This is a genomic window from Dickeya chrysanthemi NCPPB 402 (assembly GCF_000406105.1).
GTDB classification, from domain to species: domain Bacteria; phylum Pseudomonadota; class Gammaproteobacteria; order Enterobacterales; family Enterobacteriaceae; genus Dickeya; species Dickeya chrysanthemi.
The window spans coordinates 3,767,652-3,783,658 of the sequence record NZ_CM001974.1 but is presented as its reverse complement, the minus strand read 5'-3'; the positions used below and the strand labels follow the sequence as shown (position 1 = coordinate 3,783,658).

The following is a 16,007-nucleotide window of genomic DNA, read 5'->3' as shown; positions in this document are numbered from 1 at the left end:
ACACCTGGCGGAGTGAACCTCTTGCGTCTGTCAGCCAGCGGAATCGTGCAAACCGTGCCGGAATTCCCCCGGTCTTTGCCGGGAAAATTCCGGGTGTCACTGACGGAAAACGCTGTGGTGTATTTCTGCCAGCTTTATCTAGGCTGTAGGCCGGGGACTCATCTTGTGTTGAGAGTTGATAAAATCGTGTTCCTCATAGGCAATCTGCTGAGCTAAATGGGCAACATCCCATGCTGTCTGCCTGACGGCAAGGTATGCTGCTTTTGCCTGCTTAACCGAGATTTGCAGTGCTTTGTACTGTTCACTACAATCGTACGCTATATTACCGTTTGTGCAGTCATGAACATATGTTGCAGCATAGTCATCAGCCGCTTTTTTTTTGCTAGCGGCAGTCTCAATTTGTTGTGCCAGTTTGGTTTTTAGCATGATCATGACGTTTGCATCGTGATAAAGAACCCGTCTCTCACTGGGACTCAGGTGGGCAGCGTTATTTTGGTCATTCACGAAAATGGTCTTGAAAATGGCATTACCCACCCAATGGCATGTTGATGCAGTGGCAGCAACGGCACCCGATTTGGTGGCAGCCAGCAGAATATTCGCCGCACTGATTGGGTCGGTGGGCGGGCTCCATGACCTGAAGAAGGCCGCAGCATTTGCACCACAGATGGCTGTCAAAATATTGACGCCATCTTCGGCAGTCAGCGGGCCGCCGCCTCTTGCAATATACGACAGCACCGCGTTTAACGTTCCCCAGCCAGCCCAGGCCCCCCCTGCCGCTAATCCGTATATGAGCGTTTTGTATTGCTCGTTGGTCAAAGCATAAGACGGGCTTATGCTCACCAGACTGATGGCAATGGGTAAACACAGCAGACTCATTAATCGCTTCTTTAAGATCATCATAATCACCTTATTTAATCGGTCACCTACGTGATCGCCAGCGTTGTTATTTCAGGTGCAGATATTCCCTGAAAACGCATACTCACTTTCGATGGCCGTTAGCATGATAAATAAAGCTAGAAAGTATATCGGTTAAGATGTCACGAATTACTCCCTCCTTATATACCCGTCATACTTCAAGTTGCAGGTGTGTTGGCTGCGTTCGTTCACCCGAATCACTTACCTGAGTAAGCTCATCGGGATGAAATGAGAGACATCCTGTCTCTCACCAGAGGCCAGCCTTTGGCTGGTCAAATTCGTTCCCGACGAATTTGTCACTCACTTGCCGCGTGACAAGGCTCAATGAGCCTTGCCCTGACGGGCCAACGCGTTGCGTTGTTCAACACGCGAGCGTGTTGTCCTGCAACTCGAATTATTTTGGGTATACACATCATCATGGTAGCGCTTAAAACGGATATTATGTGCCAAAACCCTGCTTTATAATTTCCTGAAGGCTTCTGGTCAGCACGCCACAACCTTTGCTATCACGATAATTTTCAACAAGAATAGTGTAACTTTCCCGGCTGAGACGGGTAATGTTATCTTTTGCGTCCTCGTCAAAGGCCGTGCTCCATTTGCGGCTGGCAAGTATCACTACTCTGTTGATAATATTCTCCTCCGTACCTAAATGTTGGTAGCCGCACTGCTGCTTTAAATAAGTAAGCCCGGCGATAGTAGAAGACATGTTTTCGATATTTTCCGGTGTATGGGGGGGGCCATGTGTTTTTTGATTAGGTGTTTTTTCTATACATCCAGACAGAAAAAACGCCAGCGCCACGGTTACATTAATCTTTATCTTCACGCTTGATCTCTTCATTATCAAAATCATCTGCTGTATGAAATTTAAGAAACATCTTTTTTATGATAATACCTTACTGGTGATAAATAGGATTGCGCTGCTTTTTGTTGATGCCGGTAATGTATCACTAACTCAAAGTGCTAATTTTTAAAAAAAGCATGTTTCTTTTTTTAATGCATGTTTAAAATATTAAATTAAAAATGGATTATGTTTTTTATGCCGGGTCGTATTTACGAATTATTGCATGTTAATCCGTTTATTTAACAACGCTACCGCTCTTGGGGTGTCACCCAAAAGTTATTTATTACATTGCCTTTTTGAAATCCCTCTGGAATAAATTTACAATTACTAATTTTAGTTTACATAAGATTTATCTTAATAAAACCTCTGCTTTTGTTGCAAATTTAATTGGTACTGTTACAAAAAATCATTACAGATAACGTAACATCGCATTGAATACGTACCCTCAATTTTATCGTAAAGCTTATTGTTCTCTCTCGGTTTTTATCAAATTACCCCGTGGTTGTTTAGCTTTGATTCGTCCGAATGAAATGTAATTTATTGTTTTTATATTATTTGATTATTGTTGTCTGGCGGGCGATTCAACGAGGTGTTTTTCGTCGGTGATAAACCATACTGCAATAGCAGAACAACCTAAGTTAGGGGCCGGAAATACTTAACTACTACAATTCTTGATTTCTGTATCAGTAAGCTTCTTTGTGAGTTTTACCCTTTTGGGAACGCTTTCATGTGGGTCCCCAACAGGCTGCAATAGCGAATAGCTTATGGCAATTCTGGTCGCTACCATAGACGCAAAAAAGCCCGCAGGGCTTGCGCCGTGCGGGCTCTTAGGACTTCATCGGATGACTCTGGTAATCATCGATGAAGAATTTTGGTGCTACGTTCTGTCAGGGGGAGAGTGTTCTGAATCCTGTTTCCCGCCGAAAGTTCGATTTATTCAAAAAAGCCAAGCATATTCTGTTATTTTCGCTAATTATTAGCCGGATTAATGATTGGTTTTTATTTAACTGTCGTTCTGAATTAATCGCTGTGACCTTTCAAGGATGTTTTCATCTCAAATTTTAAGTAAAAATATCAGAATAAATGCGAAGCACAGGCAATTTCTTGCGCAGATTGCAGAGCAATCCGACTGCTCAGGCAGGTTTTGCAAATGATCGTCATCGTTTCGAGGGTGTCTGAGCAACTTTTTGCTCAAATTTGACTTAGGGGAAAATGACGATATTGTTTTTCCCTTTAAAAACAATAAAATAAAGGTTGGCATAGTCATTGCTATGTAAACGGTGAAGTCATACTAACCGTTCAACAACAAGGAGCAAGACTATGCCAACTCCATGCTATATCAGCATCGAAGGGAAAACCCAGGGCAATATCACCGCCGGTGCCTTCACCTCCGACTCCGTCGGCAACATCTACGTGCAGGGCCACGAAGACGAGATGCTGGTGCAGGAATTCAAACACATCGTCACCGTCCCGACCGACCCGCAGTCCGGCCAGCCTGCCGGTCAGCGCGTGCACAAGCCGTTCAAGTTCACCGTCGCGCTGAACAAGGCCGTCCCGCTGCTGTATAACGCGCTGGCCTCCGGCGAAATGCTGCCGACCGTGACCCTGAAGTGGTATCGCACCTCCGTCGAAGGCAAGCAGGAGCACTTCTTCACCACCACCCTAACCGACGCCACCATCGTCGACATCAACAACCAGATGCCGCACTGCCAGGACCCGTCCAAGCAGGATTACACCCAGCTGATTGAAGTGTCGCTGGCCTACCGCAAGGTGGACTGGGAGCACACCGTGGCCGGTACCTCCGGCTCCGACGACTGGCGCGCGCCGATCGAAGCGTAATCACGCCGTCACCCGGACTCCGGTCCGGGTGTTGTCGTTTTCAGCCTGCCCTGAGCGATGAAAGGGGCCATCGCTGAGGGCGGACGCAGACAGGGAATAAGGAGGAAGTCAGGTGGCCAACAGTACCGGATTGCAGTTTACCGTGAAGGTCGGCGCGTTGCCGGAAACGACGTTCGCGGTGGTGGATTTTGAGCTGAGCGAGGCGCTGAACCAGCCGTTTGCGCTGTCGCTCAATCTGGCAAGCGCGTTACCCGGCGTCGACTTCGGCGCGGTGCTGGACCAGCCGTGCGAGCTGCGGGTGTGGTACGAAGGCGAGCTGCAACGCCGGGTCAGCGGCATCGTCAGCCGCTTTGCCCAGGGCGACACCGGCTTTCGCCGCACCCGCTACCAGGCCGAGGTGCGCCCGGCGCTGTGGCGGCTGGGGCTGCGCACCAACGCCCGCATATTCCAGACCCAAAAACCGGATGCCATTATCAGTACCCTGCTGGAAGAAGCCGGGATCACCGATTACGCCTTCGCCCTGCGCCATGAGCACGCGGTACGCGAATACTGCGTGCAGTACCGCGAAAGCGACCTGGCGTTCATCAACCGGCTGGCGGCGGAAGAAGGGCTGTTCTACTTCCACGAATTCGAAGCGGGCAAGCACCGGGTGGTGTTTGCCGATGACGCCGGTGCGCTCGCCAAAGGCCCGGCGCTGTTCTTCAATCTCGCCACGCAGGGGCTGAGCGAAGGCGCTTACGTGCGCCGTTTCCGTTACGCCGAAGCGGTCAGTACCGCTGAGGTGGCGCTGAAGGATTACAGTTTTAAAACCCCGGCCTATGGGCTGCTGCACAACAAGATGAGCAGCGAGCTGGACCACCAGCGTGAATCCTACCAGCACTTTGATTATCCCGGCCGCTTCAAGCAGGACCCGAGCGGCAAGGCGTTTACCGGCTACCGGCTGGACGCGCTGCGTGCCGGGGCGATGACCGGCAGCGGCGAATCCAATGCCGCCGAACTACAGCCGGGCAGCAGCTTTACCCTGACCGAGCACCCGAACCCGGCGTTTAACCTGGCCTGGCAGGTGGTGGCGGTGACCCACAGCGGCCAGCAGCCGCAGGCGCTGGAAGAAGAAAGTGGCGGCGAGCCGACCACGATAAGCAACAGTTTCGAGGTGGTGAAAGCCACCACCACCTGGCGCGCGGCCATGCCGTACAAGCCGATGGTGGACGGCCCGCAGATTGCCACCGTGGTCGGCCCGGCGGGGGAAGAGATTTACTGCGACGAGTTTGGCCGGGTGAAGCTGCAGTTCCCGTGGGACCGCTACGGTGCCAGCGACGACCAGAGTTCGTGCTGGGTGCGGGTCAGTCAGGGCTGGGCCGGCGGGCAGTACGGCCTGATTGCCATTCCGCGCATCGGTCATGAAGTGGTGGTGAGCTTTCTGGAGGGCGACCCGGACCAGCCCATCGTCACCGGGCGCACCTTTCACGCCACCAACCCGTCGCCGTATCCGCTGCCGGCCAGCAAGACCCGCACCTCGCTGCGCACCCGTACCCACAAGGGGGCCGGGTTCAACGAACTGCGCTTTGAAGACCAGGCCGGGCAGGAAGAGGTGTTTATTCACGCCCAGAAAGACATGAACACCGTGGTGCTCAATAACCGCAGCACGGGGGTGGGGGGCGATCACGCAGAAAACGTCGGGCGGGATCAGGTGGGTGTTGTGGGGCGCCATCAGGTACTGAAAATCGTCGAAAATCAGGCGACTGATATTCAGGGGGCACAGAAAGTTGCGATAGGGGCGGGCCGTGAAACGGACGTGACGGGCAACGATAAATTGACGGTGACGGGAGACATCACGATCACCTCGACCGGTGGTGATATCACGCTGTCAACTGCAGGTGGCGGGTCACTGACCATTTTCAAGAACGGCAATATTCAGATCAAGGGTGTGCACATCGACGTCATCGGCAGTGATCGTATTGATTTGAATAAATAATCAGCAGGTTGTCCGCTATGCCTATTGGCATGGCGGCTACCGATTATGGCATTCCATCATTATTCGAGGCTTTTATTTTGACGACTCAATCTCCCGCCCACTGTGTCTTTACCGAGGGCTGTATCACACTGCCTGACGGCTACACGGATCGTACGGTAAATGCATTTGTACCCGGAAAAGAAGGCGACGCTGCCATTACGGTTACCCGCGACACGCTCAATGAGGGGGAGTCGCTAAACGACTATATCGATCGGCAACTGGCACTGATGTCGCAGCATCTCAAGGGGTGGAAAACACAGCAGCGTGAGGCGATCTGGCTGGGTCAGCAGGTGCTGGAAGGTGAAAGTGTCCAGGCAAGTTATCTCCGCGATGGTCAGCGTATCTGGCAGCAGCAGGCGGTATTTGCGCTGGATAGCGCACACATTCTTGTTTTCACCCTGTCGAAAACCGCCGTGTTATCTGATGTCGATGCATCCCGGTTCAACGCCCTGCTGGGGAGCTTTACGTTTAACCAGTAACGATAAGGAACATTGTTATGTTTGAAGCGGCGCGCGTTGGGGATGGGATTGGGCACTCGGGGGCTTTGGCGGGCATGATTGCCGGCACCATTGTCGGTGGGCTGATTGCGGCCGTTGGGGGCATTGCTGCCGGTGCGCTGTTTATGGCGGGTATCGCCTCCTCCTGCCTGGGGGTCGGCGTGTTACTGGTTGGCCTCAGTTTTGCGGTTGGCTGGGGGACCGGCGTGCTGGCAGAAAAAGCCCGCGACAGCATAGCGGAGTCCGGTGCCAGCAGCATGTCGAAGGCAGGCACGCTCCTCACCGGTTCCCCGAATGTGTTCATTAATAGTCTGGCCGCAGTTATCGCCACCCAGAGTATGGCGGCCTGTAATAAAGATGGCCCTTCCATGCAGGTCGCTCAGGGGTCTTCCGGGGTATTCATCAACGGCCAGCCTGCATCCCGTCTGGGCGATAAAATCAACTGTGGTGCTTCCATAACAGAAGGCTCATCAAATGTTTATATTGGCGGTGAAGCCCAGACTACTCTGCCGATTAAGCCCGAAGTTCCCGAATGGCTCTATAAGGTCTCGGATTTAACGCTGCTTTTCGCCGGGTTGGCTGGCGGTGCCGGGGGGGCATTCAGCAAGGTCGGAAAACTGGGCCAGCTTCTGCAAAAACTTCCCGGGATCAATAAAATCCAGCGTATTGCCTGCCGTTATGGTGTGCTCATGACGGCCGTCGCCGCCGGGGGGATCATTGCCCGTCCGATCGATGTGGTAAGCGGGCAAAAATTTTTGGCGGGTGAGGATGAGCTGGATTTCGTCCTGCCTTCCCGTTTGTCCGTGTACTGGCAGCGCTGCTGGCGTAGCGGTAACCCCGGTGACAGCGTACTGGGAACGGGCTGGAGCCTGTTCTGGGAAACGACGCTGACGCGCTATCAGGACGGGCTGGTCTGGCGTGCGCCGTCGGGCGATCTGATTTCATTTCCTGTTGTGCCTGCCGGGCAGCGAACCTACTGCCCACCGGAAAAACGCTGGCTGGAGCATCATCAGGATGATAGCTGGTCCGTGTATGGCACCGATGGTGAAGTGTGGTATTACACCGCTTTGTCCTCACAAGGTAAGGCGGTGTTGTCACGTATCGCCGACCCGTGTGGCAATGACGTCCTCTTTTCCTGGAATGCGGACGGCACGCTTCAGACACTGAAGGACAGTGCCGACAGGCAGGTGACATGCCGGTATCGTGATGGGCGGCTGGAGAGCGTCTGGCTGGATGCGTCGACGTGTCTGGTGCACTATACCTACAACGCGCAAGGGCAACTGATCACCGTCACCGGGCGGGGCGGTAGCGTGCGCCGCCGTTTTACCTGGCAGGATGATGGGTTGATGTCCAGCCATGAAGACGCCAACGGCCTGCTCAGCGAATATACGTGGCGGGAGATAGCGGATTTGCCCCGCGTGGTGGCATACCGCAACAGTGCGGGCGAGCAACTCACGCTGGAGTATGACTTTCCGGGGCGGCGCAGAACGGCGCGCCGGGATGACGGTTGCTGTGCACAATGGGAGCTGGACGAAGACGATCAGGTCGTCCGCTTTACCGATTACGATGGGCGGGAAACGGCGCAGCGTTACAGCGATGGCGAGCTGTGCGAGGTCATCCTGCCCGGCGGGGCGAGTCGCAAAACCACGTGGGACAATTACGGTCGCCTGCTCAGTGAGACTGACCCGCTGGGCCGGGAAACCCACTACCAGTGGTACCGGCTGACGGATAACGTGACGCAAGTGACGTATGCGGATGGCAGCAGCGAGCTGAATCTGTACGACGACCTTAACCGGCTGGTGGAGGAAACTGATGCACTGGGGAACCCGACGCGTTATCACTACCCCAGTGCGCAGGAGAGTCTGCCGGACAGCGTGACCGATGCGCTGGGCGGAACGGTGACACTGGCCTGGGACAGGCAGGGGCTGCTGACGGCGCGTACCGACTGTTCCGGGCAATGCACGACCTTTGAGTATGACCGCTATGGGCAGTTGCTGGCCTCTGTCGATGCGGAAGGTCACCGTACCCGTCGTGAATGGGATGCGCATGGGCAACTGACGGGCGTTATCTACCCGGACGGCCGCCGGGATACGCTGCGCTGGAATGAGCGTGGTCAGTTACAGGCGTGGCGCGATGCGCAGAGCAGCGAGGTACGCTGGCAGTATAACGCGCTGGGCCAGCCGGTGAGTGTGACAGACCGGCTCCGTCGGGTAAAACGCTGGCATTATGACGTACGTGGGCAGTTGCTGCGGCTGGAGAACGGTAACGGCGCGGAATACCGCTTTGGGTATGATGCGGCAGGTCGCCTGGTGAGCGAGCGACGGGTGGACGGCGTTGAACTGACGTTCCGCTACGACGAGGCGGGCTACCTTTGTCAGCGATCGCAGCGTGGTCAGGCGGCGAATGATGAAGCCATACCGCACGTTTACCAGCATGATGTCGCCGGGCAACTGGTTCGCCGCGCCCATGCCCATGCCGTGTTTCATTATCAGCATGATAACCGGGGACGGCTGGTTTCGCTGAAACGCGAGCCCAGTGAGGCAGGTCTTGCGCTGGGTATCAGCGCGGATGAGGTCAGGCTGAGTTATGATGCGGCGGGCTATCTGTCGGGTGAGCACGGCAGTGGGGGAGAGATTGCCTACCGGCGGGATGCGCTGGGGAATGTGAGCACCCTGTCGCTGCCGGATGGCGACGAACTGCACTGGCTGCGCTACGGTTCAGGGCATGTCAGCGCGGTGAAATTCAATCATCAGGTGGTGAGTGAGTTTACCCGTGACCGGCTGCATCGGGAGATAACACGCACACAGGGCCGACGCGAACAGCAACGAACGTATGACAGTCTGGGCCGTCTGACGTCACAGCGCAGCGCGTTGTGGGAAGTGGCGGAGCCGGAGCAGCGGATACTATCACGGGCGCTGAGCTATACGGCATCCGGTGAACTGGCTTCGGTCAGGGACAGCCTGCGGGGTGACGTCGAGTACGATTACGACGCCGAAGGGCGTCTGGTGAAACGGGCAGATGTACACTGGCAGGTTCATCACCGGGCGTACGGGTATGATGGAGCCGATAACCTGCGGGATGCGGAAGACCGGCATGGTATCTTCCCGTTAGCCGATAACCGGCTGCTACACTGGCGCAATCTGTGGAACCAGTATGATGGTCAGGGTAACCTGACGCGGCGACGTGAAGGCGAAACAGAGCAGTATTATCAGTATGATGCGGACAACCGTCTGGTCGCGGCGCGTGGCCGGGGGCCGCAGGGCGAGTTCGTGGCGCGATATGGTTATGATGCGCTGGGAAGGCGAACCGGCAAAACGGTGACCTGGTGTGAGAGCGGGAAGCAGGAAGAGACCCACTTTCTGTGGGAAGGCTACCGGTTGTTGCAGGTCAGGCAACCTGACCGGAAAGAGAGTTACGTGTATGACCCGACGGTATGGTGGGCGCCGTTAGCACGCATCACACAGCGGGCGGGAACGCGTGAGGGCGACATCCGCTGGTTCATCACGGATCTGAATGGCGCCCCGCTGGAGATGACGGATGCGGACGGCTCGGTCCGCTGGAGCGGTGACTACGGCAGCTTTGGCCAGCTACGCGGGCAGACGCAGGACAGTGAAGGGCTGCGCGACGGCAAGACAGTAGAGCCGCAGCCGCTACGTTACGCGGGGCAGTACGCGGATGACGAAACCGGGCTGCACTACAACCTGTTCCGCTATTACGACCCGACGGTAGGCCGGTTTACCACACAGGACCCGATTGGGCTGGCGGGGGGGATCAATCTTTATCAGTATGCGCCTAACCCGATTAGATGGATCGATCCTCTGGGTTTATATAATGGCGAAGGACAGCGTGAACTCGGTAAATATCATGTATTCCATGAGCATACATTAGATTCTTCAGAATATACGATGACAGATAAAGAGCATTTCAGTCGTGCTAACGAATCTGTTTATAAACGCCTACAAGTTGACCCAGAATTCAAACGTGAGCTGCAAACAAAATATCCCGGTGTAGTTGAGCATGTTCAGCCTATGAAAAATGGAAAATTCAGGGGATCATCACCTAAAAATATGACATGGCATCATGGTGACACTCCTGGATCTTTGCAACTTGCTGACTTTAAAGATCATCAGACGTATCATAAAATTTATCATCCTGATGGTACTGGTGGTCGTAATAAATGGGGTGGTGGAACTCCTTGTCGAAAATAGAGAGGTGATAAATGATAGTTATTTCTGGTTTTGATGATTTATTGAAAAAATATAAAGATTTGCCAAATGTAGGCTGGTTGTATGTAGAGAGCTCGTTTGATCTTGAATCAAAGGATGATATTAAAAGTGGGACATATTATCTCGCTGAAAATGAAGACGAAGAAATGGACTTTGAAGAAAACTATGGGACATTTTTAGAAGCTCCTATTTTTACTGCTATAATAGAAAACAAGTTTGAGCATGATCCTAATGCGAAAAATGATGATCTTTTTGATGCTGTTTTGTTTTATATAAATAATGATGATTTCTTAGACTAAGCGCGAAGTCAGAAACGATTCTTCCGATTCTATTTTTCGCGGTTATTTACTATTGATTTTCCATTCTTAAGAGTCTAAGTCGTAGAGAAGTTGGGAGGTTTTATTCTCCCAACTCCTAATTCATGGGTTGATCCGCTTGGACTCACAGGGACATATATTTTTACTGATGAAGTTACATCGTATATTGGTAAAGGGCCAGAGTCTCGAATGAATAGCCCCATGAACTATCGTATAGGTGGTAAATCTAGGCCGTGTCCCTTAACTTAACAACCGCTTCAAAAATAACCTGATCGCCCCCAGCTTTAGCATACTCAGGTAGTTTTTGGCTGTTTTTTCCGAACGTGTAGCGATACGACGATTTTCTTTGAGTATCGCAAAGCAACGCTCCACGACACACGACATTGTGTTTTTTGTACAGGTATCTGTCGAGGGGCCGATGTCTGTCCTGACTGGCTTTCTCATTCGATTTAAAAGGAATTACCAATTTTATTCCCTTTATTTTCAAATGAATGCGGAGACTGTTACTTGAGTAACCCTTATCCGCCAGTACCGCTTTCAGGGCGCGAACGTTACCGCTATCCAGCGCGATAACATCCCAGTCAATCAGCGCTTTTTCATCCAAAATCGGGAGTAATTTATTGAAAATACTGTTCATTATTCCGGCTTTAGACCACCGGTTAAAGCGGTTGTAAATAGTTTTCCATTGACCATAACGCTCAGGTAAATCCCGCCACAGCGCGCCAGAGCAAAGAACCCAAAATATACCATTCATGACATGCCTGTGAGCAAAGTAAGGACGACCGCCTCTGGAAGAACCTCTTTCAGGTGGCAGCATGGGAGAAATCAGCGCCCATGCTTCATCGGGGAAATCGTAACGAGCCAAATTAAAGAACTTTTTGTGGTGAAATCATGCCACTGATTGTACAAAAAATAGTTACGGGACACAGCCTAGGACTTATTCTCGGGCACAGGCATTTAAAGATGCGTACAACAGCAAAAGAAATAGCACAGGAAAATCAGGAGGGAAATGTGGATGAATGACTTTAAGTTTTGGGGATGGGAAAAAAAGCCAAGAACCATGCTGCGCTTCGTCAAGCCGGGCGACATATTTTGCTTTAGAATTAATGATAATAAATATGGTTTCGGTCGTATTATATCCAAAATTACGACCGGGCATGTGGCTGAAGTCTTTAATTTATTTCTGTCTGAGCCAATTATAGAAGACGATGAGATTATTCATGCTGAGCGTGCATTTACTCCGCTAGTTATAGATACATATGGGTTATTTGATAAAAAAGTCGAGCCTAATGGCGACTGGAGAATAATTGGGTGTCAAGAAGATTATACTCCTAAGGATATGGATGGGGTTTATTTTTCATTTGGGATAGGAGACTCCTGCAAGAAGAAAGATATATTTGGTAATGTGTTTTCTATAACAGAAGAGGAAGCTGAGTTACTACCAGAGCTAAGCCCAAATACTGATTATGATATAAAGAAACTTATAGAGAAAATTTAATCAAAAAAAGCTGGAAGTGTTCGAAAAGACTCTTCCGGCTATTCGGGCAGACACAGGATAGTGAAGGGACTATGCGACGGCAAGGCGGTGGAACCGCAGCCGTTACGCTACGACAACCTGCTCCGTTATTACGACCCGACGGTAGGCCGGTTTACCACACAGGACCCGATTGGGCTGGCGGGCGGGATCAATCTTTATCAGTATGCGCCTAACTCGTTGAGTTGGGTTGATCCACTTGGCTTGGCGGCTACAGGTGATTATGGGCAAATGCCAGTTATGCCGGGTTATCAGAAGCATCACAATATTCCTCAATCTATGGCAAATCATCCTGCGATAGTAAATTCTGGGTATGATGTGAATAATAGTCGCAACATTACCCAACTCCCGTCATCTAAAGAGGCTATTAAAGCTGATCCTGGAAGAACAGTACATCGAGGGAGGCATAATAAAGCTTATGATGACCTTGTTCGGGGGCAGTTAGATGCTATACATGCAAATAACGCCAGTCCTGAGGTAAAGAGAATGCAAATTGATGCATTGTCGGATGACTTGGGGCATAAGTTAAGAAATAAAAAGATTAAGTTAAATAAAGCTTGTTGCTGATAGGTGATCAGATGAGTTATATAATTTCAGTAGAAGAGAATACATATAATATGCTTGATTATCTTCATGATATATCAGCAGATTTCTCATTATTTAATGAAGGGATTCGTCTTGATGGTCTTGATTTTACTTTGATGTATAAAGCAAAGAGTAAGTCTGGTTTTAATAAAATAAAAAAATGTCATATATTATCTACTACTGGGCCAGATCTGGTTAGCCGGGAGCTTAGGACTATCCTTGAGAGTATAGTACCAGCAGAGGTTGAGTTTTTTGATGCTGAGATAATATACGGAAATGATAAGCTAGAGGGTTTTAGTGTGATAAACCCTATAGCAAAGATAAATTGTTGCGATATGGAAAAAAGTGAATATCAGCTCACTAATTTTGATCCGAATAATCCGTGCTATATGTTTCTATATACGGTTTTACTAGATGAAATACCTGATGGTTTTAATATTGTCAGGTGTAATGAGCAACCAACGTCGATTGTGGTTAATGATAAAGTTAAATTGGCGATTTTAAATTCTGAGCTGAGGGGTATCAAGTTCTGTAAGGCGATTGATATGACATATAAAGAACGAACTATTTGTGAGTTAAGTTAAAGTATATTTTTGATTAACCGAGGTATTTCTCTCCAGAATACCTCGGTTGTTATTGATATTACATGAAAATAGATATTGCATGACGCCGCCGAGTCCATGCCGTGTTTCATTATCAGCATGATGACCGAGGACGGCTGGTTGATCTTACCCAGCAATAGTGAACACGCAACTAAGTGAGTAAACTTTCAACCAGGGGTGATTACTCATGACAAATCCAGCATCAACCAATAAAAATCTCCGTAAGCTGCATTCGCCAGAGTTCTGCGAGGGGCTCTGAATCTGGCTGAGCATATTGCTGTCGCTGTCGCTGTCGCTGTCGCCGGACGCCAGCTCAGCCTGCATGAATCACAATTCTACGCCTGGCGCAGCAAACAGTGACAAATGACGTCCACAGAACGTGAAAATGAACTCGTCGCTGAAAATGCCCGGCTAAAGCGACAACTGGCTGAACAGACTAAGGAATTGGCCATCATCCAAAAAGCAGTGACAGACTTCACGAAGCGCCTGAAATATTGAGTGCGATTACAATCGCTGGCGACGCCACAGTGCCTGTGGCAGTCTCAGCTCGGAACAATTTGAAAACCAGAACCTCGCTTAGGGTTGTGTCCACATTAGGTGAGTAGGATCATAATTAATGAGACAGGGAGGTAGCGATGCCTGAAAGCAGAACATTATCGAGTGGGGAATATGGCACTGAAAGCGCTGAAGCGTCGGTGCAGACATTATCGTTTGATCTGGCGTTGGCGATGATACGTCAGAAAACGGAGCCGGATTTGTGCGACTGGCTGTTGTCCACAGTGACTTCTGTTTGGCGACCGCAGGGTATAATTCTTGGGTTGGTTGATGGCTGTGGCAGACAGTTATTGTGTTGTGGCCGTGTTGGTGATGAACCTGTTGCGTTAGCGCTGGAGGTGGATGATTTTAGCCATCCACTGGCCTATGCGCTGCGTGAAAATAAGGCGCACGCCTGGTCATCGTTGAATGCGGGGGCTCGTATTGAACACCCGCTCTTTCAGCAGGTGTTATCGGGACTGGGTGCAGACTGTGGGATGTATGCCATACCGCTGTTGTCAGAGAGCGGCAAGGTACTGGGACAACTGGCGCTGTTGGATACGCCGGAACGTCTGCAGCTATGGCATGACGGTGGCGAAGGTAACCTGTTGGCTCAGGTGTTTTGCAACCAGTTGAGTCTGCTGCGCGAGTTGGCGGGAGCGCAGCAGGTTCAGTTGACACTCAGGGCGTCCGTTGAACGGGAGCGGGATGAAGCGCGTCAACAGGCGCAGCTCACGCGCATTAAGGACACCTTGATCGGCCAGTCATCGGTCATGAAGTCGCTGCAACAGAAGGTCTGCCAGGCTGCCGGACATAACCTGTCGGTGTTGATCCAGGGAGAAACGGGTACAGGCAAAGATGTGGTTGCCCGCCTGCTGCATCAATGCTCTGTCAGAGCAGACGGGCCCTTTGTGGTGATTAACTGTGCAGCTCTCCCTGAGAGCCTGATCGAAAGCGAGCTGTTCGGCCACCAGAAAGGGGCGTTTTCCGATGCCCTGAGCGACAAGGTTGGTCTGGTCGCGCAGGCCAATGGCGGTACGCTGTTTCTGGATGAGGTCGGCGATATGCCGCTTTCCATGCAGGCCAAGTTGCTGAGGGTGCTGGAAACCCGGTTTTTTCGTCCATTGGGGGCAGAGCAGGAAGTACATTCAGATTTCCGGCTGGTTGCTGCCACGCACCATACGTTGAAACAGCTCGTTTCCGACGGTGTGTTCCGTCAGGATCTGTACCACCGGTTGTGTCAGTGTGTATTGCATGTTGCGCCGCTGCGTGAACGTACAGAGGATATCTCACTGTTGTGCCACCATTTCATCGCGCAGTGCTGTGAGCGAGAGCAGAAAGCCCCGGGGGCTCTGGTGCCGTCATTCCTGCAACAGCTCATGTGGTACGATTTTCCAGGGAACGTGCGGGAACTGCGCAATCTGCTGGAGGTGACTTGTGCCCATACCTTACCGGGTCAGCCGATTACGATGCAGGCTCTGCCGCCTGAGGTGCAGAAGAGGCTGACAAGTGAGCCGGATAAGGTGGATGAGTGTTTCCAACACGTAAAAGATTTAGGTCTTTCGGTGCGTTCGTTCGAGGCGGCGGTGATAGAGGCGCGGTTGTGGCAGTACGGTGGCGATCGTCAGGCAGCGGCAGAAAGCCTGAATATGCCCAGCCGAACGTTTAACGATAAGTGTCTAAGGATGGGGATTACTTACTAATGATGTTGCCGTGGCTGAGCACTGGCATGGCGCTTGGTGGTGCACCATCTCAACGACATGCTGGCGGTAGACAAGTCTACTCCCGTTATTTGCTGGGTAGTGGTGACGTAAGAGATATATAGGGATTGTTCGGCATGGGGGAGCTAAAAATCAGCCTGGGATCGGATAGCAGGTAGCCGTTCAGTCGGCGCGATTTGCGTGGCCCATTGATTGTGCAGGCCCATATGTTCAGACCATTGGCTTGTTTGCGATGGATGTGCAGACGCTCAAAGTGTTTCTGTACCCACTGCCAGTCCTGAATTTTCTCTTGTTTGGCAAGTTCGCCGATCTGCAAGTGTTCTTGTGCATAGCGCTGGAAAACGCCAGGGCTGACCAGGTAGACAGTATCGTCCACGCTATG

The 16,007-nt window shown here is 51.5% G+C and carries 12 protein-coding genes and 3 pseudogenes; 11 read left to right on the top strand and 4 right to left on the bottom strand.

Annotated features, from left to right (window positions below):
• Positions 1 to 138 precede the first annotated feature (138 nt).
• Complete coding sequence (locus DCH402_RS20800) at positions 139 to 900, bottom strand: hypothetical protein (protein ID WP_152486937.1); 762 nt, start codon at positions 898 to 900, stop codon at positions 139 to 141.
• A 454-nt stretch (positions 901 to 1,354) separates the two neighbouring features.
• On the bottom strand, positions 1,355 to 1,738 hold the full coding sequence (gene gspS / locus DCH402_RS16645; RefSeq protein WP_233276294.1) for a type II secretion system pilot lipoprotein GspS: 384 nt from the start codon (positions 1,736 to 1,738) through the stop codon (positions 1,355 to 1,357).
• A 1,338-nt stretch (positions 1,739 to 3,076) separates the two neighbouring features.
• Here gspS and DCH402_RS16640 point away from each other — a divergent pair.
• The 5 genes from DCH402_RS16640 to DCH402_RS16620 all read left to right on the top strand — a co-directional run bounded on the left by DCH402_RS16640 (position 3,077) and on the right by DCH402_RS16620 (position 10,631).
• Complete coding sequence (locus DCH402_RS16640; RefSeq protein ID WP_012768188.1) at positions 3,077 to 3,595, top strand: Hcp family type VI secretion system effector; 519 nt, start codon at positions 3,077 to 3,079, stop codon at positions 3,593 to 3,595.
• Between the two features lie 112 nt (positions 3,596 to 3,707).
• Complete coding sequence (gene tssI, locus DCH402_RS16635; RefSeq protein ID WP_040002316.1) at positions 3,708 to 5,570, top strand: type VI secretion system tip protein TssI/VgrG; 1,863 nt, start codon at positions 3,708 to 3,710, stop codon at positions 5,568 to 5,570.
• A 17-nt stretch (positions 5,571 to 5,587) separates the two neighbouring features.
• Complete coding sequence (locus tag DCH402_RS16630) at positions 5,588 to 6,088, top strand: DcrB-related protein (protein WP_224062574.1); 501 nt, start codon at positions 5,588 to 5,590, stop codon at positions 6,086 to 6,088.
• Positions 6,089 to 6,105: 17 nt separating this feature from the next.
• Entirely contained in the window at positions 6,106 to 10,314 is a 4,209-nt protein-coding gene (locus DCH402_RS16625) for an RHS repeat-associated core domain-containing protein (protein WP_040002315.1), read from the top strand.
• Between the two features lie 11 nt (positions 10,315 to 10,325).
• Positions 10,326 to 10,631 carry a DUF7716 domain-containing protein gene (locus tag DCH402_RS16620; protein ID WP_040002314.1) on the top strand — a complete coding sequence of 102 codons (306 nt, stop codon included), beginning with the start codon at positions 10,326 to 10,328 and terminating at the stop codon, positions 10,629 to 10,631.
• 258 nt (positions 10,632 to 10,889) lie between these two features.
• On the opposite strand, the pseudogene DCH402_RS22055 reads toward DCH402_RS16620, so the two are convergent.
• Positions 10,890 to 11,514: pseudogene (locus DCH402_RS22055) on the bottom strand (IS5 family transposase).
• Positions 11,515 to 11,664: 150 nt separating this feature from the next.
• Between DCH402_RS22055 and DCH402_RS16610 the strand changes: the two are divergent.
• The 6 genes and pseudogenes from DCH402_RS16610 (at position 11,665) to DCH402_RS16590 (ending at position 15,607) form a co-directional block, all read left to right on the top strand.
• Positions 11,665 to 12,147, top strand: coding sequence for an immunity 26/phosphotriesterase HocA family protein (locus DCH402_RS16610; protein ID WP_040003680.1), 483 nt, complete (start codon positions 11,665 to 11,667; stop codon positions 12,145 to 12,147).
• 60 nt (positions 12,148 to 12,207) lie between these two features.
• A complete protein-coding gene (locus DCH402_RS23300; protein WP_050583324.1) occupies positions 12,208 to 12,750 on the top strand; it encodes an RHS repeat-associated core domain-containing protein in 543 nt (180 codons plus the stop codon).
• Between the two features lie 11 nt (positions 12,751 to 12,761).
• Positions 12,762 to 13,352: an imm11 family protein gene (locus tag DCH402_RS16600; RefSeq protein WP_040002313.1), complete on the top strand. Its 591-nt coding sequence runs from the start codon at positions 12,762 to 12,764 to the stop codon at positions 13,350 to 13,352.
• A gap of 205 nt (positions 13,353 to 13,557) precedes the next feature.
• Positions 13,558 to 13,864: pseudogene (locus tag DCH402_RS23170) on the top strand (transposase); the annotation flags it as partial.
• A pseudogene (locus tag DCH402_RS23430) lies at positions 13,864 to 13,950 on the top strand (IS3 family transposase); the annotation flags it as partial. The pseudogenes DCH402_RS23170 and DCH402_RS23430, both read left to right, overlap by 1 nt.
• A 55-nt stretch (positions 13,951 to 14,005) precedes the next feature.
• Positions 14,006 to 15,607 (top strand): sigma-54 interaction domain-containing protein, encoded by a 1,602-nt coding sequence (locus tag DCH402_RS16590; RefSeq protein WP_081642177.1) that lies wholly within the window; start codon positions 14,006 to 14,008, stop codon positions 15,605 to 15,607.
• 85 nt (positions 15,608 to 15,692) lie between these two features.
• Here the strand turns inward: DCH402_RS16590 and DCH402_RS21655 are convergent.
• A partial coding sequence (locus DCH402_RS21655; RefSeq protein ID WP_161624083.1) for a conjugal transfer nickase/helicase domain-containing protein occupies positions 15,693 to 16,007 on the bottom strand: 315 nt, incomplete at its 5' end.